The organism is Pseudomonas sp. AK-TSAG1-1 (genome assembly GCF_056821665.1).
Genome location: NZ_CM165965.1, coordinates 2,983,366 through 3,009,341 on the forward strand (window position 1 = coordinate 2,983,366; position 25,976 = coordinate 3,009,341).

Genomic DNA, 25,976 nt, shown 5'->3' on the forward strand with positions numbered 1-25,976 from the left:
CAATTCGGAAATGGCGGTGACGGTGCTGGCCTCTTCGCGAGCAAGCCCGCTCCCACATTGGACTTGGGTTCCCCCTGAATCCCCTGTGGGAGCGAGCCTGCTCGCGAATGAGGCCGACACGGTCCCAAGTCAATACATGGCCGTCCGCCGCTGAGGACGGACGACAATCCAGCGGTTTACTGTGCAGCCGGTGCCGCTTTCATCTTCTCGGCAATCTTGGCGTCTACCGCAGCACGGATCTGGTCGATGCTGAAACTGGCCGGTTTCTGGCTTGGCGGGTAGTCGATGAAGGTCTGCAGGAAGCCCGCCGCCTTCTGTACCGCTTGCGCCGCCAGGTAAACGTTTTTGGTCTGCCAATCGTAGTACTGATCGGAAACCACGTCGGCGCGCTCGTACGGGTCCATTCTCAGGTTGAGGATCTTCGGTACGCGCAGGCACACGAAGGGTTCGCTCCAGACTCTGAAACCACCCGGTTGACGTTGCTCGCAGAACACCACTTTCCAGTTGCCGAAGCGCATCGATACCAGCACACCGTCATCGTTGAAGTAGTAGAACTCCTTGCGCTCGCCGGCAGGCTGCTGACCGGTCAGGTACGGCAGTTGGTTGAAACCGTCCAGATGCACTTTGAAGTTGGTGCCACCGGCAGTCGGCGCCCAACCCTTGAGCAGTTTGTTTTTTACGTCGGCATCGCCTGCCGCTGCAAGCAGGGTCGGAAACCAGTCCATGCCCGAGAACAGCTCGTTGGACACTTCTCCCGGCTTGATCTTGCCCGGCCAGCGAATCATGGCCGGTACGCGATACGCACCTTCCCAGTTGGAGTTTTTCTCGTTGCGGAACGGCGTGGTCGCCGCGTCCGGCCAGGAGAACTGGTTCGGGCCGTTGTCGGTGGTGTAGACGACGATGGTGTTGTCGGCGATTTTCAGGTCATCGATGGTTTTCAGCAGCTTGCCGACGTCGGCATCGTGTTCCAGCATGCCGTCCGCATACTCGTTGCCGGGCATGCCGCTCTGGCCCTTCATCGAATCACGCACATGGGTGAACACGTGCATGCGGGTGGTGTTCATCCAGACGAAGAACGGCTTGTCAGCCTTGGCTTGTTTCTCGATGAACGCCTGCGCGGCGGCGGTGGTTTCGTCGTCGATGGTTTCCATGCGCTTGGTGGTCAGGGCGCCGGTGTCTTCGATCTTGCCGTCGGCGAAGCTGTGGATCACGCCCCGCGGGGTGTTGGCCTTGACGAAATCGGCGTCGTCTTTGGGCCAGTACGGACGCTCAGGCTCTTCCTCGGCATTGAGGTGATACAGGTTGCCGAAGAATTCGTCGAAACCGTGGTTGGTTGGCAGGTATTCATCCTTGTCGCCCAAGTGGTTCTTGCCGAACTGGCCGGTGGCATAACCCAGGCCCTTGAGCGCCTGGGCAATGGTGATGTCACGTTTTTGCAGGCCCACCGGTGCGCCGGGGATACCGACTTTCGACAGACCGGTACGCAATGGCGTCTGCCCGGTGATGAAGGAGGAGCGTCCGGCCGTGCAGCTGTTCTCTGCGTAGTAGTCGGTGAACATCATGCCTTCTTTGGCAATCCGGTCGATGTTCGGGGTCTTGTAGCCCACCACGCCCATGGAATAGGCACTGATGTTGGTCTGGCCGATGTCATCGCCAAAGATCACCAGTATGTTGGGTTTTTCGGCCGCTGTGGCGGTTGCCGACAGCGCCATCACCGAGGTTGCCACCAGGGCGAATTTCGGTAGCCACTTGCGTATGCGAGTCATCTGACTTGCTCCTTTTTGTGGGGGTCGTTTATTGCGACTTACGTTTCCTGCAGTCCTGCATCACGCTTTTTCTTATTGCACCTGCTCGTTTGCCGGTGGATCGAACGGATAGATCCGGCGCCATTCGGCTGCCATGTCCACCACGGTCCAGCCGCGGGAATTCGCTTCGTCGAGGGCCTTGTCGAGCCGGCCAATGTCTGATTTGCGGTCGTAGGCCCACTCGCGCTTGGCGTCGGTGTGGTGCACCAGGCCCATGAAGCGCTTGCCCGGCCCGGCGGCGGTCCACTGCAGCATCTGCAGGTCGCCGTCGGAATTGCCGAAGGCGAGGATCGGCCGCTTGCCGATCACCGCATCGATACTTTCCGGTTTGCCCGGGCCATCGTCGTTGTGCGCCAGTTTTGGTGTGCGCAGGATCGAGGCTTTGCCGTCCTTGAGCTGGAACGCGGTGACGAACGTGGTGCCAATCACCTGTTCCGGCGGGATGCCGTAGACCTTTTCGGCGAAGGCCCGCATGAACGCGGTGTCGCCGCCGGAAACGATATAGGTCTTGAAGTCCTGGCTGCGCAGGTAGTCGAGCATTTCCAGCATCGGCTGGAAGATCATTTCGGTGTAGGGCTTGCCGGTCTTCGGGTGGCGCGCCTGACTTAGCCAGGTCTTGGCGTAGTCATCGAAGGCCTCGGTGGTCATGCCGGTGTGGGTAGCGCCGAAAATCTTCAGAATGCCGTCCATACCGGCAGCCGCGAGTGCCTTGTGGTCGTTTTCCAGCACCGCCTTGAACGGCTGGGTGGTTTTCCATTCCGGGTGTTGCGGCGCATTGCGTTTGACTTCATCGAGGGCGAACAGCAGCTCGAAATACATCGTCTGCTCGCTCCACAGGGTGCCGTCGTTGTCGAAAACGGCAATCCTCTCGGCGGGTTTGACGAAGTCCTTGCCGGACTGGTCGGTGACCGCTCGCACGAATTCGATGATGCTGTTTTTGGCCGGTCCGTCGTTCCATGACGGCAGCGGTTCCGTGGCCTGGGCCAGCAGTGGCAATGCCAGCGCAAACCACAGCGCAAGGCTGAAACGTTGACGGTGCTGTGGCGGGTTCGTCATGGGAAATCCCTTTCGTGGACGGGGTTGAGCGGGCGCAGGGCCGGGACTGGTTTGTGCTGCTGTTGTTCGGCCTGACTGTGAAGCGTAGTCAACGATTGGCGCAGTTGAACGAGTGTTTGTCCGGGTGTCGGTTCGCGACCGTAAAGACCGCGCAACAGGCCTTGCAGGCGTGGGCCGGCATCGACCAGTTTCAGCCCCAGCCGACTGCGTCGCAGCCACAGGTACAGCGCAGTCAATTGCGCCGGTTGTGCTTGCAGTTGTGGCTCGATTTGCTGCCAGGTGAAAGCCGCTGATTGCTCCCAGGCCAGTTGCCGCGCACGCTGGCGTGCCTGCCATTGCTGGTGCGCACGCAGGATGGCCGGGCGTAGCCAGTAACCGGCGCCAATGACGGCCGTGAGCAGCGCCAGCCACAGCAGCCATGCCGTGGAGAAATACAGCCTGTTGCGGTCCAGTTGCTTGAGGTCTTCGGTGATCGAAAATACCTGCTTTTCGGCACTGGTGGCCGCCGCTTCGAATGTCACCGCCGGCACCTGCGTGGTGCGCAATTGTCGGGTTTTGGCGTCCCACCATTTCACCTCGATGGTGGGCAGGGTGTGCGTGCCGGCCTTGTCGATGCGGTAGGTGACGCTGTCGATGCGCTGGCCGCCGAGCATGGTGCCGCGGCCGTCATCGAGGTTGCTCACTTGCGGGGTTTTCGCATAGCGACTGAGGTGGGCGACATCACCCAGCGTCGGCACGGGCAGGGCCATCGCCAGTGCGCCGTCGGCCTGCAAGGTCAGTTGGCGAGTGATGCTGTCGCCGACTTTCAATGGCGTTGCCGAGTTGATCACGCTTTGGGTAAAGCGCACGCCGTTGGCCACCAGCGGCGGTTCTCCGGGTTTGAATCCGGGCGGCTGGGCGGCGCTGAACTGCAGCGGTTGGCTTTGCGCGCTGATTGCAGTGGCGGCCTGCCCCGGCGTTGCGCTGACGGTCAGCGCCGGAATCTCGTAGCGCTGCGCGACATTCGGGGTGATCAGGTAGCTGTAGCGCATGCCGCTGAAGGACTGACCGTCGATGATCTGGTTCAGGTGCTGCGCCTGGCTGTCGGGCGGCATCACCAGCGCGCCGTCGAGTTTCAAGTCGGGCAGGGTGGCGGCGCTGGTAAACCAGGTGTCAGTGAGTACGTCGACTTGCAGCTCGACCAGGCCGCCGACCATGGCGCCTTCGGCGGGTTGCAGGTGGGCCTGGACTTTGAGTTGGGGGGTGGCGGCAAAGGCATTCAGGCTGAGCAGGCTGGTCAGCAGCAGACTGCTGATTTTTGCGGCTACTGATCTGGCCTCTTCGCGAGCAGGCTCGCTCCCACTGTGGGTCGGGTTCATGGCTTACCTCCCGCCTGATCCTGCAAGCTGAACTTCTGCTTGAGGAATTTCGCTGGCGAGGTGCTCAGGTTCTGTAGCCACAGCGCATCGGATGCCGCTTGTTCGGTCTCGACCTTTTTGCTGTGGCCCTTGCCCGGCGCCTTGTCGAACTTCACCTCATCCGGCTTGGTCTCGGGGGCGTTTTTGCCGGCGCTGTCGGTGTCCTTGAGCAAGGCCTGCGCCAACGCCAGATTGGCCGTGGCTTCGGGGAACTGCGGTTGCAGTTTCAAGGCCTGGGTGTAGGCGGCAATCGCCTGATCGAACTTGAAGCGCCGCACGTAGATGTTGCCCAAGTAGAAGTAGGCCTGCGGCGTGTCCAGCCGGGCAAAGGTCGCCAGTGCGAGGTCGTAGTCAGAGGCGTGATACGCCGCCACGCCTTTCCAGTACGGATCGACAAACAGCGCCGCCGCTTGCGGCCAGTGCTCATGTTCGAAGGCCCAGCGTCCTTGCTGATCGCGGGTGAAGAATGCATCGGTCAGCGCGTTGGCCTGCGCTGGTGCGGCCGGCCAGCCAAGGCCTGCGGCCAACAGCAGCGCTGGCACCCAGTTGACGCTCCAGCCCTTGCGCACGCCGACCAGTGCCAGCAACAACAGCGGCCAGCACAGCCAGTAACCGGCGTCCTTCCAGTGCAACTCCTGCTGTTCGGCGCTGGCACTCTGGAAGTGCTGTTGAGCGTGCAATTCGATCCAGTCCAGATCATCGTCGTTGAGAGTCAGGCTGCCCAGCGGCGCGTCGACGGCGGACGCCAATTGCTTGAGCGCCGCCTGATCGAAACTGCCGAGCACCGGGCGCCCGTTGCTGTCGGTTTTCGGCTGGCCATTGGCGCCCTGAATGACCCCGCCGTCCTCGTTGCCGACCGCGAGCACCAGCACTTGCAAAGCGCTGCCGCGCAATTGCTGGTCGAGTCCATCGAGTTGCGCCGCGTCGGCGCCGTCGGTGATCAGCAGCAGCGTGCCGGGCGTTTTTTCGGCGCTGAGCAGGCGCCTGGCTTGCTTGATGACGGCGCTGACGTCCTTGCCCTTTTTATCGATCAGCCCGGTGCCCAAGGCCTGGATAAAGCTGTCGAGCAGCGCCGGATCGTCAGTCGGCGGCAGTACCAGATGCGCGCTGCCGGCATAGGCGATCAACGCGGTGCGGGCGCCGGCGCGGCGCTGGATCAGATTGTGGAGTGTGTGCTTGGCCGCTTCCAGGCGTGTCGGTTGCACGTCACTGGCGTCCATCGACGGTGACAGATCGACGGCCACGATAAGCGGTGCACGGTTCTCCAGGAAGTCCGGGCGATCCTGCTCCCAGGTCGGCCCGGCCGTCGCGATGGCGCCGAGTATCAGCAGCGCGCACAACCAGTGCACGGGTCGCAGGCGTTGGTGATCCTGCGGGGTGACCAGCAGGTGCGGTAGCAGGTGTTCGGCGATGTTGCCGCGCAGCCGCCGCTGCAGGTCGCGGCTGCGGCGCCAGATCAGCGGCAGCAGTGCCGCAAACAAAGCCAGCAACAGCCACAGCGGACGCAGGAAATGCAGGTCACTGAGGTTGATGTCCATCTCAGGCCTCCTGTCGCTGGCGGGCAAGTGACAGCCGTGGGCGCAACATGGCGCCCAGGTGATACACGACCAACAACGCCAGCGCGGCGCCCAGCGGCCAGTAGAACAACTCGCGCTGAGGCTGGTGGCTGAGGGTTTTCACCTGATGCGGAGTGAGGCGGTCGAGGGTGCTGTAGACCTGATCCAGCGCGCTGCGGTCTTCGGCACGGAAGAACTGCCCACCGGTGGTCTGGGCGATTTGTTCCAGGCCCTGCAGATTGACCTTAGCCTCGCCTGAAGCGCTCGGATCGCCGATGCCGATGGTGTGGATCACCACGCCTTTGTAGGCAGCCATTTCGGCGGCATGGTCCGGGGTGATCGCACTGCTGGTGTCGTTGCCGTCGGTGAGCAGGATCAGCACTTTTTCCTGCTCGTGGGCCTGGTCCAGCAGCTTCAGGCTCAAGCCGATGGCGTCGCCGATGGCGGTGTTCGGCCCGGCCATGCCGATGCCGGTGTCGGCCAGCAACAGCGACAGGCTGGGGTGATCGAGGGTCAGCGGCGCTTGCGGGTAGGCACCGCTGCCGAACACGATCAGGCCGATGCGATCATCCTTGCGCTTGTCGATGAAACCTTGCACCACCTCTTTGACGGCCGCCAGGCGATTGATTTTCTCCCCGCCAGCATTGGTGAAGTCTTCGGTTTCCATCGATTGCGAGAGATCGATGGCGAGCATCAGGTCGCGCACCGGTTGTTGGCGCTCGATGGTTTTTTCGACGAACACCGGGCGGGCAGCGGCCAACAGAACCAGCGCCCAGATGAGCAGATTCAATAGCAGTTGCCAGCGATTGCGCCGGTTGCCGACGCTGCTCGGTGTTTGCCCGATCGCGCGGCTCATGGCAGCAAAAAACGGTACGCGCACCGCGCTGCGGGCTTCGTTGTAGGCAGGCAAGTAGCGGTAAGCGAGCCAGGCCAGCGGCAACACCAGCAACAGCCACGGGTAATCAAGCTGCCACATGGTGCTGCTCCACCCAATGCTGGCAGGTGTCGAACAACGCCTGGCGCTGTTCGGCGGGGAGGGCGCGCAGAGTGGCGTCCGGGGCGTAGGCGAGTAGGGCGAGTTGGGCGCTGAAATCGGCGGGCAGCGCTTTTTTACAGTGCTGCTGCAAGTAACGTTGCCAATCCAGTCCTCCAAGCGCCGCAAGACCCTGCGGGAGCGGGCTTACTCGCGAAAGCGGTGTGCCAGGCGACATGGATGTTCGATGTGCCGATCTTTTCGCAAGCAGGCTCGCTCCCACAGGGCGGGCGTTCCAGTGCCGGGAATGTGCGGGTATTGAGAGGGCCACGCGTTTTAACAGCTCCGGCAGTTCGCGCAGGGCGCTGAGGTCATCACTGCGCCCGCGCAACTGCGCCAGGCGCTGCAGCGCCTCACGCCGATACTGATCCCGTCGCCATTGGCGATAACGGCGCAGCCCCATCAGCATCGCGCTCAACAGCAGTATCGCGAGCAACACCCACCAGCCCCAGGTCTGCGGTGCATAGCTGACGGGTGCGGACAAGCCCAGCTCCTGGAGCTGGTCGATGCTCGGGATGTTCGGCGTCATCGCCGTGCCCCGGCACTCTTACCGAGTTCGGCGCGCAATTGCTCATGCGCTTCTTCGGCGGTGCTGAACATCATCAGCGGCACCTGACTGCGGCGCAGCAGGGTGGCGACATCCTTGAGCCGGCCGCCGAGGTAATCGCCCAACGGTTGATGCACGTTGCGCTTTTCAACGGCCAGTTCCACTTGCAACTGGCCCTGGGTGACCAGCAGCCGGCCGTCGCCTGGCAGCTTCAAGGCGAGCGGATCGTAGACTTGCAGAGCGATCACGTCGTTGTGCGCCGACAGTTGTCGCATCAATTGCAAGGTGCGCTCGCCGGCCCCGGCAAAGTCACTGACAATGCACATCAAATGGTCATGCCCGGCCAGTGCCAGGCAGCGCTGCAAGGCTTTGTCCAGTTGGTCTTCGTCTTCGGCATCGGGGTTGGCAGCGTTCAGCGCCTGATTGTGTTCGACGACGCGACTGAGCAGCGCTTCTACCCGTTTGCGGCTGCGCAACGGCGCGATGCTGTCGATACGCTGATCGTTGAACACCAGCCCGCCGACCCGGTCACCGGCGTTGAACACCATCCATGCCGTCAGCGCCGCGAGCTCGGCAGCCAGCGCAGATTTGAAGCTGCGCTGCGAACCGAAGAACATCGACATGCGCTGATCGACCACGATCAGCGCCGGGCGATCACGCTCTTCGGTGAAGGTGCGCACCACCGGTTTGCCGGTACGCAGCGAGGCACGCCAGTCGAGGTGACGCAGGTCGTCGCCGGGCTGATAGCGGCGCAGCTCATCGAAGTTCAGGCCGCGCCCGCGCAGGCGCGAGGCATGGTTGCCGGCAAGGATGCTGCCCTGCGGCTGGCGCGCCAGAAAACTCAGGTCACGGGCCTTGAACTCCAGCGCCATCAATTGCGCCAGAGAGACATAGACCAGCCCGTCGCTGCTTTGCATATTCAACCTCAGGCAGGAATCGCCACTTTGTCGAGGATCCGGTCCAGCACCTGATCTGCCGTCACGCCATCAGCCACCGCGTCGTAGCTCAGTTGCAGGCGATGGCGCAGCACCGGGTGCACCACCGCGCGCACGTTGTCCGGCGAGACAAAGTCCTGCCCCTGCAACCACGCATCGGCGCGGGCGCAGCGGTCCAGACCGATACCGCCGCGAGGGCTGGCACCAATGGCGATCCAGCGGGCGAGGTCTTCGTCGTAATCGGCGGGGTGGCGGGTGGCGTTGATCAGGTCGATCAGGTAGGTGTCGATGGCCGGCGAGACATGCACCGCACTGACCTCTTTACGCGCGGCGAAGATCACCTCCTGCGCCAGGCTGAAACCCTTGGCGGGCGAGGTGTTCGCCCCGTGGCTGAACTCTTCGTTGCGCAGCAGGCGCAGCACCTGGCTTTCGTTTTCGGCGCTGGGGTAATCCAGCAGGACTTTCATCAGAAAACGGTCCATCTGCGCTTCCGGCAGCGGGTAAGTGCCTTCCTGCTCGATCGGGTTCTGCGTCGCCACCACAATGAACAATTCCGGCAGTGCATGGCTGTTGCCGGCCACGGTGATCTGCCGTTCCTCCATGGCTTCCAGCAGCGCCGCCTGGACCTTGGCCGGCGCGCGGTTGATCTCGTCGGCGAGGATCAGGTTGCCGAACAAGGGGCCGGGCTGGAAGCGAATCTCGTGCTTGCCCTCGACCTGATGCAGCACCTCGGCGCCGGTGATGTCCGAGGGCAGCAGGTCGGGCGTGAACTGGATCCGGCTCATTTTCGCATCCAGGTGCTTGGCCAGCGCCTTGACCGTGCGGGTCTTGGCCAGCCCCGGCAGACTCTCCAGCAGCAGGTGCCCGTTGGCCAACAGACCGAGAAGGATCTGCCGAATGACTTGATCCTGGCCGAGTACCGCTTCGGCGATGCTGGCTTGCAGGGCGTTGAGGTCGGTGAGTGCAGTCATGAGACAGTCCTTTGCAGGTCTAGAAGAACGCCAGGGTCATGTTGATGGCGAAACCATTGCCTTCCGGGCGGTTCTTGGTATCGAACTCGGGCACCCAGCGCGCGCTGATGCTGGCCTGGGCATCGGCGAACTTGCCGGCCCAGCCGATCACCGGGCCGGCACCGACCGAGCGGCCACGGAAGCCATTCAGTGCGTCGGCGGTCTGGCCCTTGTCGTCAGTGACCTGCTGGATATAACCGGCCGCCAGACCGGCGCTCCAGCCACTGCCAAAACCGTGGGTCCACAGCGCATCGAGGGTGAAGATGTTGCCGTTGCGATAATCAGTGGTGGTGTTTTCGGTATAGAACTCCAGACCGCTGGACAGGGTGAACTCGCCACCCTTGCCATCCAGGTGGGTGAAGGCCACGGTCGGCATGAACGTGTAATTGTTCTGGCCCGGGTTGGCCAGACGGTTCTCGTTATAGGCACCGGTCGGCACGTAGATCGGCAGGGAGAACGCGATGTGGTTCAGTTCATCGAAGTGGTAGCCGGCGGCAATCGGCGTCACCAGTGCATCGGCAAATTGAGTGCCGTAATCGCTGGTGCCGAGGGTCCGTCCGCGCGGGCCGGTGATGGCTGCGTCAACGTCGGTGTACTGCAACGGAATGCCGACCGCCGAGGCAAAGTTCCACGGGCCTTTGCCGGTGTCCCAGACGTGGGTCAGGTTGGTCATGGTGTAAGAGACTTTCATGTCGATCCCGGCGCTGATTTCGCCGGAAATCGGCGCACCCCGGCTGCCTTTGAGCGAGCCGTCGTACCAGATGCTGGTCACCGAAACGACCCACCCGGGTTCCGGCGGTACGATCCCGGCATTGGAAAACACCTGCTGACCGGTGATCGGTCGACCCACACCACCCTCGGCGGCATACAGCAGCGGACTGCCGATCATGCACAGCGCCAATAAGGGACGCACAACGTAAGGCTTGACCATCACTGACTCCGCTTATTGTTTTGAGTTGACGGGGTTGAGCTGCGGTATTTTCCATTCGCCGCTGGCCACTTCCGGCTTCGGCAGATATAGGCGCAATACTGCGTAGAACGGCCCGTTCGGTGCCGGCAGCCAATTGGCCTGTCGGGCTTTACCCGGGTTCTTGTGCTGCACATACAGGGTCAGTCCGCCGTCGGCATCGAGTTTCAGGTCCGGCAGCATCCGTGAATTGATCAGGTAGCGATTGAGCGGATTGGCGACCAGCCATTTGCTTTTGCCGTCGTACATCGTCAGCGACCAGAACGCGTCGGCGGGGGGCAGGGCGCCCTTGGCGAAATGCAGGGTGTAATCGTGTTTCGAGGCGTCGGCCGGTTGGCCGTCCTTGTCGACGAAGTAGCCGAAGTAGTTCGCCTCCTCGGCCGAGTTGCCGAAGATGCCCATGTTGGCGCCGGCGTAGCGATAGAGGTAATTGCCCTTGAGGTGATCGCGGGTGCCGAACAGGTCGCCGCTGCTGATCTCGTGGGTATCGACCTTGTCTTTCTTGAACGCGGCGAATTCAGCCTTGGCGTCGCTGATGCCGTCCTCCAGTGCCTTGCGCTGCTCGGCAGTGAGTTTGCCCGGATCAAACGGCTGGCCAGCGCCGATGCCGATTTTGGCGAAGCGCTCGAGCAGGTCTTTCTCGACATCTTGCGGCGGGGTGAAGGCGAGCATGAAGTTCAGGTAACGGAACAGGTCCGGAGTTTCGCTCATGGTTGGCGTGGGTGCCGGCCAACTGATTTTTGGCGCCGGCGCCGGGGCTTTCTGTTTCAGGTAATGGCTGAGGGTTTCGACCTTGTAGCCTTTCTGGATCTGCCGGACCTTGCCCAGATCCTTTTCATCGAACAGTTGCGTGCGGTACAGCGCGTAGGTGATGTTGCTTTCGCTGCGCAGCAGGCGGTCGATATTGACCGGTTGCTGACCCTGCCACTGTGGTCCGGCAATCATGAAATGGCCGCCGTTATTGCCGGTGCTGCGCGTGCCCAGATAAGCGAAGTTCTGCGTGTAGGCGTCAATCAGTTGCACCGAGTAGTAGCGGTGCTCCTCGATGGGCGGCAGGGTCAGGATCAGCGGTTCGGTGCGCAGGTCCATCCAGACGAACGAGTAGGGCGTGTCGGCGTTCGGCGTGACGAAGGCGGTGTCCTTGGCGGTGAAGGCCTTGGCGGTGTTGCCGATCTGATTGAACGGCGCCTTGTAGTTCGGGCTCTTGCGATCGACTGCCTGGGTGTAGAGGGTCTTGTACATTTCCACCACCGGGAAACCGTACAGGTAGGCCTCTTTGGCAATACCCCGGGCCTCTTCAGGGGTGGCGCTGAAATCGGCCCAGACGCTGGTGCTCAGGGTAAGGGCGAGGCCGGTCAGCAACAGACTGCGTGTGTGCATGGTGCGTCCTTGTTTATGGCGCGAGCGTGATGTCGTCGAGTTTCCAGCTCTTGTCGAAATACGCTTCGGTCGGTGCGTACAGACGGAAATAACTGAACCAGTGCTTGCCAGGCAGGGTTTGTACCCAGTTGTTCTCGAACCCTTTGGGGGCGGTAGGGCCGAAGTAGAGGTCCACCGAACCGTCGGCGTTCTTCTTCAAGTCCTGACGCGAAGACAGATCAGCCTTGCGCTGCGGGTTGTCGATCAGGCAGCGACTGGCGATGTCGTACACGGTCATCGACCAGAACTGCTTGGCCGGCGGATTGGCGCCGAGGTGCAGGCGATAACGCTTGCCGCCGTCGAGCCAGTCACCCTTGGCGTCGGAGTAGGCGCCGAGGTAGGTCTGGCCCAGTCCGGGCGTCCGGGAAATCATGCCTTTGGTGTTGGTGACTGCCTCGTAGAACCACGCGCTGCGTTCCCACAACTGGTCGTAATAGGCCACGCGTTGCGACGGTTCGGCGATGTTCAGCACCTTGTCCCAATGCCGGTCGGGCCAGTACTGGGCGTCGGGAAAGCGCTTGGCGAAGGTGTTGGCCTTGGCGATCAATTCGCCGACCTGTACCCCTTGTTCCAGTGCCTTGCGTTGCCGGGTATTGGGATTGAACGGTTTGTCCTTCTCAATGCCAAGGCTGGCAAGCATCGCCATGTAGAAGCGGTCACGTTCGTTGACCGGTTCTTTCTGGATGATCTGATGCAGGCGCTGCCAATAGGCAATGCCCCGGGGCTGCGTGCCGGACCACGGTTTGCCTTGCGGTGAGAGCAGGCGGGTTTTGCCGGGGGCGCTGCGTTGCGCGTACGGGTACATCTTGAAATTCTCGACCAGCGCCTTGCCTTTGGCCGGATCTGGATCAAGTACGCGAAACCCCACCAGCACGTTCATGGTTTCCGATTTGGCCAGGTAATACTGGCCGGCATCCGCTGGTGGCTCGGCGCCTGGAGGCAGCACCAGATACTTGCCGCCCTCGCCCTTGTCGGGACCGGTCTGGCCCATGTCGATAATTGCCCGCTGCCAGAAATCACCGATACCGCCGGCGGTTGGCCCCGGCGGCAACTCGATCACCAGAGGCCCGGTTTCACTCAAGTCGACGAAACCCAGAATGTAGGGCGTGGTGGCGTTGGCAGTGATCACGCCGAGCTTGTCTTCGTAGCTGTCGAGGACCATCAGATCGCCGCTGCGTGCGCCGAGTTTGTCGCGAAACTCTTCCTGCCACTGTGCGTAGGACACCAGCGGCAAGGCCCACAGATAACTCTGGGTGGCCTGCTGGAAATCGAGTTCGGCGTACAGGCTGGCGATCGAATCATGGGCCGGTAACTCGCCGTCCATGGCAATCTTGCCGATGCGAGTATCCAGGTCCTGCGCACCGACGCCGCAACTGGCGAATAATGTCATGAGGCTGAAACCGGCTGCGCGCAGTGCAATGTGCATCGCAATATCCTTATTTTCCGAATGTCACGTTGATGCCTGTGTACAGGGTGAACTGCGGCAGGCCGTCGCCCTTGCGGTCTGCGGTCCACTGCGGCTCGACGAACGCGTTGAGGATGTTGCTGCCCGACTTCCAGACTTTGCCCAGGCCCAGCCCGACAGGGATGTAGTGAGTGTTGTTTTTCAGGTCGAAGGTCCAGGTGCCGGTGGAGCGCAGGTACCAGCCCTTTTCCAGGTTATGGATGATGAACGGCTGCAGCGTGGCGCTTTCGACATGGGCGCGGGCGCTGTCGCCGGCAAACGAGCTCTGGTACTGCACCAGTGCGCCGAGCAGGCCGCGTGGCGAAGAATCGATGGCCACCGCGGCCAGGCCGCCCTGCCATTTGCCGGTGCCCAGTTCATTCTGTTCGGCGGTCGGTGCGGTGATCAGCGGCCCGATGCCGAGCTGTATGCCTTCGGTTTTCAGGATGAAGATATCGAACAGGTTCAGATCACCGATGCCGGTGCTGTAGCCATTGTGCGGATCGGGGCGGGTGCTGATCGGCAATGTTGCGCGCACCAGTTGTGGTACGCCGATGAAATCGTTGGGCGCTATCGGCAAGGTGCCGCGCAGCAACACGTCGTTGGTATGCGCGTTGGAGTCATAGAGTCGGGGAGTGTAGGAATCCTGCAGGTTCGCGCCCGGAGCAATGTTCAACGGGTTGTTGCTTTTATTGGAGTCTTCGGCGTTATCCGCCTGGGCGCACGTAGCGGCCAGCGACCCGGCCAGAAAGAGAGTCTTCCCCACTCGATTGAACTTCATCCCCGATTCCCTGGTGGCTTATAGACAGCTCGGCACTTGTCGGCCGTTTGGTCGTAATTTCTTTTTTATCAAGCCTGTAGGACACGTCCGATTGACGCTAGCAGCTTATGGGGAGTTAGCCAGTCGAATGGATTAATTCTTCGGTTTTGTATACAGAATCACACTTGTGTTGTGTGCTAAGGGTTAAGTGTTTCGCCAGAGATGGCGCTTTCGCGAGCAAGCCCGCTCCCACAGTTGTTTTGTGGTGACACTGCTGGATGGGTAACCCGCCATCCATCTCCAGAATCCGCCCGGTGTAGTGATCGATCACCATCAGCGACGATTGATTGGCTGACTGAATGAATGCAATCCATTGTGGGAGCGGGCTTGCTCGCGAAGGCGATGTGTCATTCAACTCATCAGTTGTTTGATCCGCCGCCTTCGCGAGCAAGCCCGCTCCCACAGTTGTTTTGTGGTGACGCTGCTGGATGGGTAACCCGCCATCCATCTCCAGAATCCGCCTGGTGTAGTGATCGATCACCATCAGCGACGATTGATTCGCTGACTGAATGCAATCCAGTGTGGGAGCGGGCTTGCTCGCGAAGGCGGTGTGTCATTCAACTCATCAGTTGTTTGATCCGCCGCCTTCGCGAGCAAGCCCGCTCCCACAGTGGTTTTGTGGTGACGCTGCTGGATGGGTAACCCGCCATCCATCTCCAGAATCCGCCTGGTGTAGTGATCGATCACCATCAGCGACGATTGATTGGCTGACTGAATGCAATCCATTGTGGGAGCGGGCTTGCTCGCGAAGGCGGTGTGTCATTCAACTCATCAGTTGTTTGATCCGCCGCCTTCGCGAGCAAGCCCGCTCCCACAGGACTGAGGGCTGTCCACAAATCGGTGACCTGTGGCAGCCTGGCTCGCCCGCGATGGCGATCTCAAATTCAGCGAAGAGCTTCAAGGTCAGACGTTTTTCTTCGCCTGCTCACGAATCCGTTCTTCCTGCGCCCGTGCCTCGGGGGTGAACTCGGCGCCGAAGTCTTCGGCGGAAAATATCTGGCGAATCTCGATTTCAGACTCGCCCGGCATCGGGTTGGGGCAGCGCTTGACCCATTCGATGGCTTCTGCCTTCGACTTTACTTCCCAGATCCAGTATCCGGCCACCAACTCCTTGGTCTCAATGAACGGCCCGTCGATGACGGTGCGCTTGTCGCCGGAGAAGCGTACGCGGGCGCCTTTGCTGCTGGGGTGCAGGCCGTCGGCGTCGATGAGGATGCCGGCCTTGACCAGTTCTTCGTTGAAATTACCCATGGCGGTGATCAACTCTTCGCTGGGCATGATGCCGGCTTCGGAATCGGCGCTGGCTTTGACAAGGATCATGAATCGCATGGCGGTTGCTCCAGGGTATTGGGGGGATTCACTGCATAGTCGAACGGGCTAGGCTTGAATCGACAGGGTCGTTAAATAAAAGATGCAGCCCGGCGTTTTAACAAGTACCTACTCACTACGGAATGTGTCCGCGATGCCTGTTCTGGAACTGACCACGCTGATCCCCGATCGTACCCCGGCGCAGGTGCTGGACTTTTGTCTTGAAGGGGAGAATTTTCCAAAGATCTTCCCTGAGCGCATCACCCCACTGGGTGATATCGATCCGGATCAACTGCGGATCGAGGCTGGGCGGCAGTTTCGCTTTCGGCACTGGATGTTCAACCTGATTCCATCAAACTGGACGGTGGTGATTCGCGAAGTCGGTAACAGCCATTTTGTCGATGAGATGCTCAAGGGGCCGCTGCGTGCCTTTCGTCATGAACATCGGGTGGCTGCGGGTGAGGGCGGTACTCTTTATACCGATCGGGTGACATATGCAGCGTTTGGCGGCCGGTTCAGCGAGCGTCTGCTGGTGGACGCATACATGCGGCGAATCTTCGAGGCGCGGCACCGCAACATGCTGCAATTGCTCAAATGACAACGCAAATCCCCTGTAAGCGTGAGCCTGCTCGCGATTGCGTCAAGTCAGTCACCGAATTGTTGGCTGATGAGCGGCCATCGCAGCAGGCTCACGCCTACAAGGGGATTCTTGCGGGTTGTATACAATTTTTTGTGCGAGCACCCAACAATTTCAATCGGGGCATAGGTCGTCGGACAATTTCGTGGTTAACTTCTGCCTCTTGCATGCTCAATAACCACGTTCAGAAGGACTAAAGTCATGGCTCAAGTCACCCTCAAGGGCAACCCGGTTCAAGTCAACGGCCAGTTGCCACAAGCCGGTTCCAAGGCGCCAGCCTTTTCCCTGGTTGCCGGCAATCTGTCCGACGTCACCCTGAAAGACTTTGCCGGCAAGCGCAAAGTGCTGAACATCTTCCCAAGCGTCGACACCCCGACCTGCGCCACTTCGGTGCGCAAGTTCAACGCTCAGGCCAACGACATCGCCAACACCGTGGTGCTGTGCATTTCGGCTGACCTGCCGTTTGCCCAGGCTCGCTTCTGCGGCGCCGAAGGTCTGGAAAACGTGCAGAACCTGTCGACCCTGCGCGGCACCGAGTTCATCCAGAACTACGGCGTAGCCATCGCTGACGGTCCGCTGAAAGGCCTGACCGCCCGTGCGGTCGTTGTGCTGGACGAAAACGACAACGTGCTGCACAGCGAACTGGTCAAGGAAATCGCTGAAGAGCCAAACTACGAAGCAGCACTCGCCGTACTGAAATAAGCGTTTTTACAATTGTTAACGGCCTGGCCCTGTCCAGGCCGTTTTCATTTGTGTATCAGTGTTTTGCCTCACACCTTGAAACGTAAGTTGAAGGTAAATTGCCGGTAAAGCTGCTTTGCTAATTCCCTGCCAGTGCTTATCGTTCAGCCTCCCGTAAAAGAAGCCCACGCGCCCAATGGTTAATCACTCCATGCAATCGTCCCCTCGCAACTCCCGTCGCTGGCTGATCAGCCTGCTCGTCCTGTTGGTCATCGCCGTGCTCTGCTGGAAATTCTGGCCCGCCGGTTCGGCCCACAAGGAGGGCGGTGAGAAGGCTGCGAACGGCCATGCCGGACGTTCGGGGATGATGCGCCCAGGCTTCGGTGGCGGCACCGGGCCGATTCCGGTGCGCGTGGCCCCGGCAGTCACGGGTGACTTCCCGCTGTATTACAAGGCACTGGGCACGGTGACTGCGCTCAACACCATCAACGTGCGCAGCCGGGTGGGCGGCGAACTGGTGAAGATCAATTTCGAGGAAGGGCAGATGGTCAAGGCTGGCGACCTGCTGGCAGAGATCGATCCACGTCCGTACCAGAACGCCTTGCTGCAGGCCGAAGGCACCTTGCTGCAAAATCAGGCACAGTTGAAAAACGCTCAGGTCGATGTCGAGCGTTATCGCGGCCTGTACAAGGAAGACAGCATCGCCAAGCAGACGCTGGACACCGCCGAAGCGCTGGTCGGCCAGTATCTGGGCACGGTCAAGACCAATCAGGCGGCGGTCAACGACGCCAAACTCAATCTCGAATTCACCAGGATCCGCGCCCCGATTGCCGGTCGCGTCGGCCTGCGTCAGCTTGATGTCGGCAACCTGGTCGCCGCCAACGACACCACGTTCCTTGCGGTGATCACGCAGACCCAACCGATCAGCGTGGTCTTCACCCTGCCGGAAAACAGCCTCGAAACCGTGCTCGCCCGCTACCACAGCGGCGCCAAACTGCCGGCCGAGGCATGGGATCGCGGCGATACCAAAATCCAGGCCAGCGGCGTGCTGCAAAGCCTCGACAACCAGATCGACGTTGCTACCGGCACCCTGAAATTCAAGGCCCGTTACGACAACCGCGATCAATCGCTGTTTCCCAACCAGTTCGTCAACGTCCACCTGCTGGCTGACACGCTGAAAAGTGTCGTGCTGGCGCCGTCGGCGGCGATTCAGTTCGGCACCAACGGCACTTTCGTCTACGCGCTGGACGGCGACAAGAAGGTCACCATCCGCCAGCTGAAAATCGGTGCGAGTGACGGCAATAACACCGTGATTACCGAAGGCCTCGCGGCGGGCGACCGCGTGGTGCTCGAAGGTACCGACCGCCTGAAAGAGGGCAGTGAGGTGGAAGTGGTCAACGACAGCAATGACGTGCCAACCACTCCAACCGGGCACCTGCAGGGCAAACCCGCTGCCAACGCGCCAGACGCCGCTGCGACTGACAAGGCCAAGAAGGGCGCATGAACATTTCGCGGCTGTTCATCCTCCGTCCGGTAGCCACCACCCTGAGCATGCTGGCCATTGTCCTGGCCGGCCTGATTGCCTATCGGCTGCTGCCGGTATCGGCATTGCCGCAGGTCGATTACCCGACCATCCGCGTCATGACCCTGTACCCCGGCGCCAGCCCGGACGTAATGACCAGCGCCGTGACCGCACCGCTCGAACGCCAGTTCGGGCAGATGCCGGGCTTGACGCAAATGGCTTCGACCAGTTCCGGCGGTGCTTCGGTACTGACCCTGCGTTTCAGCCTCGACATCAACATGGACGTCGCCGAACAGCAGGTGCAGGCCGCGATAAATGCCGCGACCAACCTGCTGCCGACCGACTTGCCGGCGCCGCCGGTGTACAACAAGGTCAACCCGGCGGACACCCCGGTGCTGACCCTGGCAATCACCTCGAAAACCATGTTGCTGCCCAAGCTCAATGACCTGGTCGACACGCGCATGGCGCAGAAAATCGCCCAGATCAGTGGCGTCGGCATGGTCAGCATTGCCGGCGGCCAGCGTCAGGCGGTGCGAATCAAGGTCAACCCTGAGGCGCTGGCGGCCAACAGCCTGAACCTGGAAGACGTGCGCACCCTGATCGGCGCGTCCAACGTCAATCAGCCCAAGGGTAACTTCGACGGCCCGACCCGGGTCTCGATGCTCGATGCCAACGACCAGCTGACCTCGCCCAAGGACTACGCCAACCTGATCCTCGCCTACAAGAACGGCGCGCCGTTGCGGCTCAAGGATGTGGCGCAAATCGTCGACGGCGCCGAAAACGAGCGTCTGGCCGCCTGGGCCAACGAAAATCAGGCGGTGCTGCTGAACATCCAGCGGCAGCCAGGCGCCAACGTGATTGAAGTGGTCGACCGGATCAAGGCGCTTTTGCCGAGCATCACTGACAACCTGCCGGCCGGCCTCGACGTCACCGTGCTCACCGACCGTACCCAGACCATCCGCGCCTCGGTCACCGACGTGCAGCACGAACTGCTGATCGCCATCGCGCTGGTGGTGATGGTGACGTTCCTGTTCCTGCGTCGCGCCAGTGCCACGATCATTCCGTCCGTGGCGGTGCCGCTGTCGCTGATCGGTACCTTTGGCGTGATGTACCTGGCCGGGTTCTCGGTCAACAACCTGACCCTGATGGCGCTGACCATCGCCACCGGTTTCGTGGTCGATGACGCGATCGTGATGCTGGAAAACATCGCGCGCTTCATCGAAGAGGGCGACAGCCCGATGCAGGCCGCGCTCAAGGGCGCCAAGCAGATCGGCTTCACCCTGATTTCCCTGACTCTGTCGCTGATCGCGGTACTGATTCCGCTGCTGTTCATGGCCGACGTGGTCGGGCGGCTGTTCCGCGAGTTCGCCATCACGCTGGCGGTGGCGATCCTGATTTCCCTGGTGGTCTCGCTGACGTTGACCCCGATGATGTGCGCGCGACTGCTCAAGCGTGAGCCGGAAGTCCACGAGCAGGGTCGTTTCTACCGGGCCAGCGGTGCCTTCATCGACTGGATGATCGCCGCTTACGGGCGCAAGCTGCAGTGGGTACTCAAGCACCAGCCGCTGACCCTGCTGGTGGCCATCGGCACGCTGGCGCTGACTGTGTTCCTGTACATGGTGGTGCCTAAGGGCTTCTTCCCCGTGCAGGACACCGGGGTGATCCAGGGCATATCCGAGGCACCGCAGTCGATCTCCTTTGCCGCCATGGGCGAGCGTCAGCAGGCGCTGGCCAAAGTGATTCTGCAGGATCCGGCAGTGGAGAGCCTTTCGTCCTACATCGGCGTCGATGGCGACAATGCCACGCTCAACAGCGGCCGCCTGCTGATCAATCTCAAGCCCCACGGCCAGCGTGACCTGAGCGCTACCCAGGTGATCGCGCGTCTGCAGCCACGACTGGACAAACTGGTCGGCATCCGCCTGTTCATGCAGCCGGTGCAGGACCTGACCATCGAAGACCGAGTCAGCCGTACCCAGTACCAATTCAGCATGTCGTCACCGGATGCCGAACTGCTCAGCCAGTGGAGCGGGCGTCTGGTCGAGGCGTTGGCCCAGCGTGCGGAACTGACCGACGTCGCCAGCGACTTGCAGGACAAGGGCCTGCAGGTCTATCTGGTGATCGATCGCGATGCGGCTTCGCGCCTCGGTGTTTCGGTGCAGAACATCACCGACGCGCTGTACGACGCCTTTGGTCAGCGACAGATCTCGACCATTTACACCCAGGCCAGCCAGTACCGTGTGGTGCTGCAGGCGCAGGCCGGGGAGACGATCGGGCCGGCGGCGCTGGACCAGATTCACGTCAAGACCACTGACGGCGCACAGGTTCGCCTGTCGAGTCTGGCCCACGTCGAGGAGCGTCAGGCGCAACTGGCGATCACCCACATCGGCCAGTTCCCGGCGGTGATGATGTCGTTCAACCTCGCACCCGGTGTGGCGTTGGGGCACGCGGTGGACATCATCGATCAGGTGCAGAAGGACATCGGCATGCCGATTGGCGTGCAGACCCAGTTCCAGGGCGCAGCCGAAGCGTTCCAGGCCTCGCTGTCGAGCACCTTGCTGCTGATTCTGGCGGCGGTGGTGACCATGTACATCGTGCTCGGCGTGCTCTACGAGAGTTACATTCACCCGATCACCATCCTGTCGACCTTGCCGTCGGCGGCGGTCGGCGCCTTGCTCGCCTTGCTGCTCAGCGGTAATGACCTGGGCATGATCGCGATCATCGGCATCATCCTGCTGATCGGTATCGTCAAGAAGAACGCGATCATGATGATCGACTTCGCCCTCGACGCCGAACGCACTCAGGGCATGGCGCCGGAACAGGCGATCTATCAGGCGGCGCTGCTGCGCTTCCGGCCGATCCTGATGACTACTCTGGCCGCGCTGTTCGGCGCGGTGCCGTTGATGCTCGCCACCGGTTCCGGGGCTGAGTTGCGACAGCCACTGGGTCTGGTGATGGTCGGCGGTTTGCTGGTGAGCCAGGTGTTGACCCTGTTCACCACACCGGTGATCTACCTGTATTTCGACCGCCTGGGCCGGCGTTTTGGCAAGACCAATGCCGACCCTGATGAGGTGGCGGTATGACTGTCTGGACCCATACCCCTTGTGGGAGCGGACTTGCTCGCGAACGCGCTGGATCAGTCGCTATCAATGTTGAATGTCACATTGCATTCGCGAGCAAGCCCGCTCCCACATTGGGTCGGTGTGATGCTGGGGATTGCGGTCAATGAACCTCTCCGGTCCTTTCATCAAGCGCCCGGTCGCGACGATGCTTCTGAGCCTGGCGATCATGCTGCTGGGTGGCGTCAGCTTCGGTCTGTTGCCAGTGTCACCGCTGCCACAAATGGATTTCCCGGTGATCGTGGTTCAGGCCAGTCTGCCCGGCGCCAGTCCCGAGGTAATGGCGTCCACGGTGGCCACGCCGCTGGAACGCTCGTTCGGTGCGATTGCCGGCGTCAACACCATGAGCAGCCGCTCCAGCCAGGGTTCGACCCGGGTCATTCTGCAATTCGACCTCGACCGCGACATCAACGGCGCCGCGCGCGAGGTGCAGGCGGCGATCAACGCTTCGCGCAACCTGTTGCCGAGCGGGATGCGCAGCATGCCGACCTACAAGAAGGTCAACCCGTCGCAGGCGCCGATCATGGTGCTGTCGCTGACTTCGGATGTGCTGGAAAAAGGCCAGCTCTATGATCTGGCTTCGACCATTCTGTCCCAGAGCCTGTCCCAGGTGCAGGGCGTGGGTGAAGTGCAGATCGGTGGCAGTTCGCTGCCGGCGGTACGTATCGAACTCGAACCGCAGGCGCTGAATCAGTACGGCGTGGCCCTCGACGATGTACGCAAGACCATTGCCGGGGCCAACGTGCGCCGGCCCAAGGGCTCGGTCGAAGACGGCGAGCGCCTGTGGCAGATCCAGGCCAACGACCAGTTGGAGAAGGCCAAGGATTACGAATCGCTGATCATCCACTACAACAACGGCGCGGCCCTGCGTCTGAAAGACGTGGCAAAGGTCAGCGACGGCGTCGAGGACCGTTACAACAGCGGCTTCTTCAACGATGACGCGGCGGTGCTGCTGGTGATCAACCGCCAGGCCGGCGCCAACATCATCGAGACGGTCAACGAGATCAAGGCGCAGTTGCCAGCCCTGCAAGCGGTGCTGCCGGCCAGCGTGAAGCTGAATCTGGCGATGGACCGTTCGCCGGTGATCAAGGCCACCCTGCACGAAGCTGAAATGACTCTGCTGATCGCCGTGGCGCTGGTGATTCTGGTGGTGTTCCTGTTTCTCGGTAACTTCCGTGCTTCGCTGATTCCGACGCTGGCGGTGCCGGTGTCGCTGGTCGGCACCTTCGCGGTGATGTACCTGTATGGCTTTTCGCTGAACAACCTGTCGCTGATGGCGCTGATTCTGGCCACCGGACTGGTGGTGGACGATGCCATTGTGGTGCTGGAGAACATCTCCCGGCACATCGACGACGGCATCAAACCGATGAAGGCTGCGTATCTCGGGGCCAAGGAAGTCGGTTTCACCTTGCTGTCGATGAACGTGTCGCTGGTGGCGGTGTTCCTGTCGATTCTGTTCATGGGCGGGATTGTCGAGAGCCTGTTCCGCGAATTCTCCATCACCCTGGCGGCGGCGATCGTGGTGTCGCTGGTGGTCTCGCTGACCCTGACGCCGATGCTCTGCGCACGCTGGCTCAAGCCGCACACGCCCGGGCAGGAAAACCGCCTGCAACGCTGGAGTCGCAAGACCAATGACTGGATGGTCGGCAAGTACGCCACCAGCCTCGACTGGGTGTTGCGCCATCGACGTCTCACCTTGCTCAGCCTGATCATCACGGTCGGGGTCAACGTCGCGCTGTACGTGGTGGTGCCCAAGACATTCATGCCGCAGCAGGACACCGGCCAGTTGATCGGTTTCGTGCGCGGCGACGACGGCCTGTCGTTCAGCGTGATGCAGCCGAAAATGGAAACCTTCCGCCGCGCCGTGCTCAAGGACGAAGCGGTCGAGAGCGTGGCCGGGTTCATCGGTGGCACCAACGGCACCAACAATGCCTTCATGCTGGTACGCCTGAAACCGATCAAGGAACGCAACCTCTCGGCACAGAAGGTCATCGAGCGTCTGCGCAAGGAAATGCCCAAGGTTCCCGGTGCTCAACTGATGCTGATGGCAGACCAGGACCTGCAGTTCGGCGGTGGTCGCGAGCAGACCACCTCGCAATACAGCTACATCCTGCAAAGCGGTGATCTGGGGGCGTTGCGCGAGTGGTACCCGAAAGTCGTCGCTGCATTGCGCGCACTGCCTGAGCTGACGGCCATCGATGCCCGTGAAGGGCGCGGTGCGCAGCAGGTGACGCTGATTGTCGACCGCGATCAGGCCAAGCGCCTCGGGGTCGACATGAACATGGTCACGGCAGTGCTGAACAACGCCTACAGCCAGCGGCAGATCTCGACCATCTACGACAGCCTCAACCAGTATCAGGTGGTGATGGAGGTCAATCCGAAGTACGCGCAGGATCCGGTGACCCTCAACCAGGTGCACGTGATTACCGCTGACGGTGCACGGATTCCGTTGTCGACCATCGCCCACTACGAAAACAGCCTGGAAGACGACCGGGTCAGCCACGAAGGCCAGTTCGCCTCCGAAAGCATTGCCTTCGACATGGCCGAAGGGGTGACGGTGGAGCAGGGCAGCGCGGCGATCGAGCGGGCGATTGCCAAGGTTGGTTTGCCGGAAGACGTGATCGCGAAAATGGCCGGTACCGCCGACGCCTTTGCCGCGACCCAGAAGAGCCAGCCGTTCATGATCCTCGGTGCGCTGCTGGCGGTGTATCTGGTGCTTGGGGTGCTGTATGAAAGCTACATTCACCCGCTGACGATTCTGTCGACGTTGCCATCGGCCGGGGTCGGCGCGTTGCTGTCGATCTATGCACTGGGCGGCGAGTTCAGCCTGATCTCGTTGCTCGGGTTGTTCCTGTTGATCGGGGTGGTGAAGAAAAACGCGATCCTGATGATCGACCTGGCGCTGCAACTGGAGCGTCATCAGGGCCTGTCGCCACTGGAGTCGATCCGCAGCGCCTGTCTGCAACGGCTGCGACCGATTCTGATGACTACCCTGGCGGCGATCCTCGGCGCCTTGCCGTTGCTGCTGAGTCGCGCCGAGGGCGCGGAAATGCGTCAGCCGCTGGGCCTGACCATCATCGGCGGGCTGATCTTCAGCCAGGTGTTGACCCTTTACACCACTCCGGTGGTTTACCTCTATCTCGACAAGCTGCGCCACCGCTTCAACAAGTGGCGTGGCGTGCGTACTGACGCCGCTCTGGAAACTCCGCTATGACTGACCGTTCGCTTATCAATCTGGCCACTGTCCGGGGCTCGCGTTTGTTGAGCCTGTCGCTGTGCGTGGCGATGCTCAGTGCCTGCGCTGTCGGCCCGGACTATCAGCGTCCGCAGACCGCTGACGTCGCGCAATACAAGGAAGCCAAGGGCTGGCGTCAGGCCAACCCCAGTGACTCACTGGCCCGCGGCGCCTGGTGGGAGCTGTATGGTGATCAGCAACTCAACGCTCTGGTCGCGAGGCTCAACAACGCCAACCAGACCGTCGCCCAGTCCGAAGCCCAGTACCGCCAGGCCCAGGCCCTGGTGCGCAGTGCCCGCGGGGCGTTCTACCCGAATGTCGACCTGAGTGTGGGCAAGACCCGCTCCAGCCAGGGCACCGGCAGCAGCAGTTCCAGCCTGAGCAGCTCCTCCAGCGGGATTCGCGACACCTATAACGCGCAATTGGGCGTCAGTTGGGAAGCGGACGTCTGGGGCAAGCTGCGCCGTGGGCTTGAAGCCAACGAAGCCAGCGCCCAGGCAAGCTTTGCCGATCTGGCGGCGATGCGCCTGAGCCAGCAATCGGACCTGGTGCAGAACTACCTGCAGTTGCGCGTCATCGATCAACAGAAGCGCTTGCTTGAATCGACGGTGGCGGCGTACGAGAAATCGCTGCAAATGACCCAGAACCAGTACCGCGCCGGGATCTCCGGGCGTGATGCGGTGGCCCAGGCGCAGACCCAGTTGAAAAGTACTCAAGGCGATCTGGTCGATCTGATCTGGCAGCGCGCGCAGTTCGAAAACGCTATCGCGGTACTGACCGGACAGGCGCCGGCCGAGTTCAGCATCGCTGAGACGCAGAACATTCCGAATCTGCCGCAGATTCCCCTGAGCTTGCCGTCGCAACTGCTGGAGCGGCGTCCGGACATCGCCTCGGCCGAGCGCTCGGTGATCGCCGCCAACGCCAATATTGGCGTGGCGAAGGCTGCGTACTACCCGGACTTGACCCTGAGCATGAGCGGCGGCTACAGCAGCAGCACCTCGAAAGACCTGTTCAGCCTGCCCAACCGCTTCTGGTCGGTCGGCCCGAAACTGGACTTGCCGATCTTCGACGGTGGTATTCGCTCGGCCGAAGTCGATCGCACCGAAGCGGTGTATGACCAGACTGTCGCCAAGTACCGCCAGACTGTGCTCGACGGCTTCCGTGAGGTGGAAAACTATCTGGTGCAATTGAAGGTGTATGAAGACGAAGCGGCGGTGCGTCAGGAAGCGCTGGATGCCGCGCGCGATTCGTTGCGCCTGACCCAGAACCAGTACAAGGCCGGATTGATCGCCTACATCGATGTGGTGGTGGTACAAGCCACTGCGCTGAACAACGAACGCACGGTGCTCAATATTCTGCAGAGCCGCTTGATTGCCAGCGTGCAATTGATTGCCGCGCTGGGCGGTGGCTGGGATGGACAACTCGACGTCAGCGACAATCGCTGATCTGCGGTAACGCAATATCTGTGGGAGCGAACCTGCTCGCGAA

20 protein-coding genes are annotated in these 25,976 nt (G+C 61.4%); 6 read left to right on the forward strand and 14 right to left on the reverse strand.

What is annotated here, in order from left to right:
• Positions 1 to 176: 176 nt before the first annotated feature.
• From AC1UK9_RS13325 to AC1UK9_RS13390, 14 genes are all read right to left on the reverse strand, one after another.
• Entirely contained in the window at positions 177 to 1,766 is a 1,590-nt protein-coding gene (locus AC1UK9_RS13325; protein WP_025110027.1) for an arylsulfatase, read from the reverse strand.
• A 72-nt stretch (positions 1,767 to 1,838) separates the two neighbouring features.
• Positions 1,839 to 2,861, reverse strand: a complete 1,023-nt coding sequence (locus AC1UK9_RS13330; RefSeq protein WP_482580353.1) for an HAD family hydrolase — start codon at positions 2,859 to 2,861, stop codon at positions 1,839 to 1,841.
• Complete coding sequence (locus AC1UK9_RS13335) at positions 2,858 to 4,219, reverse strand: BatD family protein (protein ID WP_482580355.1); 1,362 nt, start codon at positions 4,217 to 4,219, stop codon at positions 2,858 to 2,860. Before AC1UK9_RS13335 ends, AC1UK9_RS13330 begins: the two co-directional genes overlap by 4 nt.
• Complete coding sequence (locus AC1UK9_RS13340; protein ID WP_482580356.1) at positions 4,216 to 5,796, reverse strand: VWA domain-containing protein; 1,581 nt, start codon at positions 5,794 to 5,796, stop codon at positions 4,216 to 4,218. Before AC1UK9_RS13340 ends, AC1UK9_RS13335 begins: the two co-directional genes overlap by 4 nt.
• 1 nt (position 5,797) lies before the next feature.
• Complete coding sequence (locus AC1UK9_RS13345; RefSeq protein ID WP_482580358.1) at positions 5,798 to 6,790, reverse strand: vWA domain-containing protein; 993 nt, start codon at positions 6,788 to 6,790, stop codon at positions 5,798 to 5,800.
• Entirely contained in the window at positions 6,777 to 7,376 is a 600-nt protein-coding gene (locus AC1UK9_RS13350; protein ID WP_482580360.1) for a DUF4381 domain-containing protein, read from the reverse strand. Before AC1UK9_RS13350 ends, AC1UK9_RS13345 begins: the two co-directional genes overlap by 14 nt.
• Positions 7,373 to 8,311 (reverse strand): DUF58 domain-containing protein, encoded by a 939-nt coding sequence (locus AC1UK9_RS13355; protein WP_473015624.1) that lies wholly within the window; start codon positions 8,309 to 8,311, stop codon positions 7,373 to 7,375. The genes AC1UK9_RS13350 and AC1UK9_RS13355 overlap by 4 nt, the downstream gene beginning before the upstream one ends.
• 8 nt (positions 8,312 to 8,319) lie before the next feature.
• Positions 8,320 to 9,300, reverse strand: coding sequence for an AAA family ATPase (locus AC1UK9_RS13360; protein ID WP_482580362.1), 981 nt, complete (start codon positions 9,298 to 9,300; stop codon positions 8,320 to 8,322).
• 19 nt (positions 9,301 to 9,319) lie between these two features.
• Positions 9,320 to 10,270, reverse strand: coding sequence for a SphA family protein (locus AC1UK9_RS13365; protein WP_482580364.1), 951 nt, complete (start codon positions 10,268 to 10,270; stop codon positions 9,320 to 9,322).
• A gap of 12 nt (positions 10,271 to 10,282) precedes the next feature.
• The gene (locus AC1UK9_RS13370; RefSeq protein WP_482580366.1) at positions 10,283 to 11,686 is read right to left on the reverse strand and encodes a DUF1254 domain-containing protein; all 1,404 of its coding nucleotides are present in this window, start codon (positions 11,684 to 11,686) and stop codon (positions 10,283 to 10,285) included.
• Between the two features lie 13 nt (positions 11,687 to 11,699).
• On the reverse strand, positions 11,700 to 13,151 hold the full coding sequence (locus AC1UK9_RS13375; RefSeq protein ID WP_482580368.1) for a DUF1254 domain-containing protein: 1,452 nt from the start codon (positions 13,149 to 13,151) through the stop codon (positions 11,700 to 11,702).
• A 10-nt stretch (positions 13,152 to 13,161) separates the two neighbouring features.
• Positions 13,162 to 13,950 (reverse strand): hypothetical protein, encoded by a 789-nt coding sequence (locus AC1UK9_RS13380; RefSeq protein ID WP_482580370.1) that lies wholly within the window; start codon positions 13,948 to 13,950, stop codon positions 13,162 to 13,164.
• Between the two features lie 115 nt (positions 13,951 to 14,065).
• The gene (locus tag AC1UK9_RS13385; RefSeq protein ID WP_482580372.1) at positions 14,066 to 14,473 is read right to left on the reverse strand and encodes a hypothetical protein; all 408 of its coding nucleotides are present in this window, start codon (positions 14,471 to 14,473) and stop codon (positions 14,066 to 14,068) included.
• A gap of 419 nt (positions 14,474 to 14,892) precedes the next feature.
• Positions 14,893 to 15,318 (reverse strand): YciI family protein, encoded by a 426-nt coding sequence (locus AC1UK9_RS13390; protein WP_482580374.1) that lies wholly within the window; start codon positions 15,316 to 15,318, stop codon positions 14,893 to 14,895.
• A 133-nt stretch (positions 15,319 to 15,451) separates the two neighbouring features.
• Here AC1UK9_RS13390 and AC1UK9_RS13395 point away from each other — a divergent pair, with 133 nt between their 5' ends.
• The 6 genes from AC1UK9_RS13395 to AC1UK9_RS13420 all read left to right on the forward strand — a co-directional run bounded on the left by AC1UK9_RS13395 (position 15,452) and on the right by AC1UK9_RS13420 (position 25,933).
• Positions 15,452 to 15,895 (forward strand): SRPBCC family protein, encoded by a 444-nt coding sequence (locus AC1UK9_RS13395; protein ID WP_482580376.1) that lies wholly within the window; start codon positions 15,452 to 15,454, stop codon positions 15,893 to 15,895.
• Positions 15,896 to 16,135: 240 nt separating this feature from the next.
• Positions 16,136 to 16,636, forward strand: coding sequence for a thiol peroxidase (gene tpx / locus AC1UK9_RS13400; protein WP_025110012.1), 501 nt, complete (start codon positions 16,136 to 16,138; stop codon positions 16,634 to 16,636).
• A 175-nt stretch (positions 16,637 to 16,811) separates the two neighbouring features.
• A complete protein-coding gene (locus tag AC1UK9_RS13405; protein ID WP_025110011.1) occupies positions 16,812 to 18,119 on the forward strand; it encodes an MdtA/MuxA family multidrug efflux RND transporter periplasmic adaptor subunit in 1,308 nt (435 codons plus the stop codon).
• On the forward strand, positions 18,116 to 21,217 hold the full coding sequence (locus AC1UK9_RS13410; RefSeq protein WP_482580379.1) for an MdtB/MuxB family multidrug efflux RND transporter permease subunit: 3,102 nt from the start codon (positions 18,116 to 18,118) through the stop codon (positions 21,215 to 21,217). Before AC1UK9_RS13405 ends, AC1UK9_RS13410 begins: the two co-directional genes overlap by 4 nt.
• 142 nt (positions 21,218 to 21,359) lie before the next feature.
• The gene (locus AC1UK9_RS13415; protein ID WP_025110009.1) at positions 21,360 to 24,467 is read left to right on the forward strand and encodes an efflux RND transporter permease subunit; all 3,108 of its coding nucleotides are present in this window, start codon (positions 21,360 to 21,362) and stop codon (positions 24,465 to 24,467) included.
• Complete coding sequence (locus AC1UK9_RS13420; RefSeq protein ID WP_025110008.1) at positions 24,464 to 25,933, forward strand: efflux transporter outer membrane subunit; 1,470 nt, start codon at positions 24,464 to 24,466, stop codon at positions 25,931 to 25,933. The genes AC1UK9_RS13415 and AC1UK9_RS13420 overlap by 4 nt, the downstream gene beginning before the upstream one ends.
• Positions 25,934 to 25,976: the final 43 nt, after the last annotated feature.

Coding starts and splice junctions, on each gene's coding strand:
- tpx (WP_025110012.1), top strand. CDS start 16,136: ATGGCTCAAGTCACCCTCAAGGGCAACCCGGTTCAAGTCAACGGCCAG.
- AC1UK9_RS13365 (WP_482580364.1), bottom strand. CDS start 10,270: ATGGTCAAGCCTTACGTTGTGCGTCCCTTATTGGCGCTGTGCATGATC.
- AC1UK9_RS13385 (WP_482580372.1), bottom strand. CDS start 14,473: ATGGTGATCGATCACTACACCAGGCGGATTCTGGAGATGGATGGCGGG.
- AC1UK9_RS13350 (WP_482580360.1), bottom strand. CDS start 7,376: ATGACGCCGAACATCCCGAGCATCGACCAGCTCCAGGAGCTGGGCTTG.
- AC1UK9_RS13405 (WP_025110011.1), top strand. CDS start 16,812: ATGGTTAATCACTCCATGCAATCGTCCCCTCGCAACTCCCGTCGCTGG.
- AC1UK9_RS13390 (WP_482580374.1), bottom strand. CDS start 15,318: ATGCGATTCATGATCCTTGTCAAAGCCAGCGCCGATTCCGAAGCCGGC.
- AC1UK9_RS13330 (WP_482580353.1), bottom strand. CDS start 2,861: ATGACGAACCCGCCACAGCACCGTCAACGTTTCAGCCTTGCGCTGTGG.
- AC1UK9_RS13325 (WP_025110027.1), bottom strand. CDS start 1,766: ATGACTCGCATACGCAAGTGGCTACCGAAATTCGCCCTGGTGGCAACC.
- AC1UK9_RS13395 (WP_482580376.1), top strand. CDS start 15,452: ATGCCTGTTCTGGAACTGACCACGCTGATCCCCGATCGTACCCCGGCG.
- AC1UK9_RS13335 (WP_482580355.1), bottom strand. CDS start 4,219: ATGAACCCGACCCACAGTGGGAGCGAGCCTGCTCGCGAAGAGGCCAGA.
- AC1UK9_RS13375 (WP_482580368.1), bottom strand. CDS start 13,151: ATGCACATTGCACTGCGCGCAGCCGGTTTCAGCCTCATGACATTATTC.
- AC1UK9_RS13410 (WP_482580379.1), top strand. CDS start 18,116: ATGAACATTTCGCGGCTGTTCATCCTCCGTCCGGTAGCCACCACCCTG.
- AC1UK9_RS13380 (WP_482580370.1), bottom strand. CDS start 13,950: ATGAAGTTCAATCGAGTGGGGAAGACTCTCTTTCTGGCCGGGTCGCTG.
- AC1UK9_RS13415 (WP_025110009.1), top strand. CDS start 21,360: ATGAACCTCTCCGGTCCTTTCATCAAGCGCCCGGTCGCGACGATGCTT.
- AC1UK9_RS13355 (WP_473015624.1), bottom strand. CDS start 8,311: ATGCAAAGCAGCGACGGGCTGGTCTATGTCTCTCTGGCGCAATTGATG.
- AC1UK9_RS13340 (WP_482580356.1), bottom strand. CDS start 5,796: ATGGACATCAACCTCAGTGACCTGCATTTCCTGCGTCCGCTGTGGCTG.
- AC1UK9_RS13420 (WP_025110008.1), top strand. CDS start 24,464: ATGACTGACCGTTCGCTTATCAATCTGGCCACTGTCCGGGGCTCGCGT.
- AC1UK9_RS13345 (WP_482580358.1), bottom strand. CDS start 6,790: ATGTGGCAGCTTGATTACCCGTGGCTGTTGCTGGTGTTGCCGCTGGCC.
- AC1UK9_RS13360 (WP_482580362.1), bottom strand. CDS start 9,300: ATGACTGCACTCACCGACCTCAACGCCCTGCAAGCCAGCATCGCCGAA.
- AC1UK9_RS13370 (WP_482580366.1), bottom strand. CDS start 11,686: ATGCACACACGCAGTCTGTTGCTGACCGGCCTCGCCCTTACCCTGAGC.